This is a genomic window from Neisseria sp. P0021.S005, assembly GCF_051956955.1.
In genome coordinates this window covers 1-2,228 of the sequence record NZ_JBQCWY010000507.1, presented here as the reverse complement: position 1 = coordinate 2,228, position 2,228 = coordinate 1, and the positions used below count along the sequence as shown (strand labels likewise).

The window sequence follows — 2,228 nt, the reverse complement described above, 5'->3', positions numbered from 1 at the left end:
ACGATAATGATGCATTTATTGCTAAAGAAATTGCTGCTTATTTCAAAGTAATTTATGCAAGCGTTACAACAGAAGAAACAATCGCATTGGAAAATTACCTAGAATTATTGTCAAACAAGGCTAAAAAGGCTGAAAAATTAGCTTTTATTGAATCAAATAGCGCAGTTAATTGGACAAATATTCAAGCTTCTAAAGATGGAACTTATGGCAAAAATAATGTGAACAATTATTTAAAATCATTACGGCATGGCTATGAATTTCCCGAAGCGAGCTTAGAAAGTAAGTTGTTAAAGGCACAAGACTTATTAGCTGAAGAAAAAGACATTAAAGACGATATTAAAGCAGACAGTGCTGAGCTGCACAGCAAAACCAAAGCCACCATTGAATCCCTGGATGATGCCGAAGCCCTCGATTTGCTCCGCCAAAAATGGTTTGTTCCGCTTAATGCGACGATGTGCAGGCTGCCTGAAAACATGCTGGCGCAATTTAGCCAAAAACTGACCGCACTTTGCGACAAATATGCCGATACCTATCAGCACATTAGCGAGCGTAAACAAGAGAGCGCCGCCGCACTGGCGCAAATGATGGACGAACTCACCGGCAGCGAGTTTGATTTGCAGGGCATTGCCGCATGGCAGGCGATTTTGAAAGGCTAAGGGGGGAAAATGGATAAACAACAAGAGCCACGTTTGCGGTTTAAAGGGTTTACGGGGGCGTGGGAAGAAAAGGTGTTGGGAGAAATTCTGAATGTGAGAAATGAATTTGTTGATTCAAGTTTATATGATTTAGATGTTGAATTAGAAAATCTTATTAGCAATTCAGGTATTTTAGTTGGCGATACGTCAGTTAGAACACAAACAACTTCATTATTCCGGAAAGGAGATATTCTTTTTGGTCGTTTGCGACCGTATTTAAATAAATGGTGGTTTGCTGAGAAAGATGGTGTAAAAAGTGGAGAAATTTGGGCGTTAGAAACAAGTTCTGAATATTCAAATTTCTTTGCCTATTTATTAGTGCAATCTAGAAAATTTTTAGAGACTGCAAATATTACGTCTGGCACTAAAATGCCACGAGCAGATTGGCGCAGTTTAACAGCAATTACATTTAATTTCCCGTCCAAACCCGAACAAACCCACCTCGGTTTGTTTTTCCGTCGTTTAGACAGCCAAATTGCCGAGAGCCGTGCGGTGTTGGAAAAAAGCCGTCAGCTTAAAAAGGCAATGCTGGCAAAAATGTTTCCCGCAAACGGTGAAAAAATACCAAAAATCCGCTTTAAAGGGTTTGAGGGGGAGTGGGAATGTAGGAAATTGGGTATAGAGGTTGAAATTATTGGCGGAGGTACGCCTGATACAACGAATTCAGCATATTGGAATGGTGATATTGACTGGTACTCTCCTACTGAAATTGGAGAAGCTGCCTATGCAAATGGGAGTGTAAAAAAAATTACACTACTTGGATTACAAAAAAGTTCAGCCCAAATCCTCCCTGCAAATAGAACGGTACTTTTTACATCGAGAGCAAGTATTGGCGATATGGCAATTCTTACTAAAGACGGAGCTACAAATCAAGGATTTCAATCTTTTGTTGTCAGGGAAAAATTAGATGTTTATTTTCTCTATACCATGGGATTTAAAATTAAAGACTATGCTTTAAAAAATGCGTCTGGCTCGACATTTTTAGAAATATCTAAAAATACATTATCGCAAATGGAATTTTTTGTGCCATCTCTCAAAGAACAAACCCAAATCGGTAATTTCTTCCGCCAATTAGACGAAACTATTGCCTTACAGTCGGCGGAAGTCGAAAAATTAAACCAACTCAAAAAAGGGCTGTTAGCGGCCATGTTGGTGTAGGGCGGGCGTTCCTGCCCATGATTGAGGCCGTCTGAAAAATTGTGGTAGCGCCCTTACGGAGAAAAAGAATGTTTAATAAAGAAGCTGATTTTGAAAACGCACTGATTGCCCTGCTGGCCACCAAAAGCTGGGAAAAGGAAGTGTTGCGCCACCCCGCCGAAGAAGATTTGATTGCCAACTGGCAGGCGCATTTGGATAAAACCAACCAACATATCGACAAGCTCGATGTGCCGTTGCTCCGCTCGGAAATGAACCAGATTCTGGAGCAGGTGCAGGCATTGAAAACGCCTTATGCGTTAAACGGCTTTATCAACGGCAAAACGGTGGCCATCAAGCGGGAAAATGAGGCAAGCCGTCATTTCGGCAAGGAAGTGT

2 protein-coding genes and 1 pseudogene are annotated in these 2,228 nt (G+C 41.1%); all 3 read left to right on the top strand.

Annotation, left to right across the window (positions count from 1 at the left end; genetic code table 11):
* Positions 1–656: pseudogene (locus ACTHUE_RS16210) on the top strand (hypothetical protein); the annotation flags it as partial.
* A gap of 9 nt (positions 657–665) precedes the next feature.
* Complete coding sequence (locus tag ACTHUE_RS16205; RefSeq protein WP_440423988.1) at positions 666–1,853, top strand: restriction endonuclease subunit S; 1,188 nt, start codon at positions 666–668, stop codon at positions 1,851–1,853.
* A 68-nt stretch (positions 1,854–1,921) separates the two neighbouring features.
* Positions 1,922–2,228 (top strand): hypothetical protein (locus ACTHUE_RS16200; protein ID WP_440423987.1); only part of this gene is annotated, 307 nt, incomplete at its 3' end.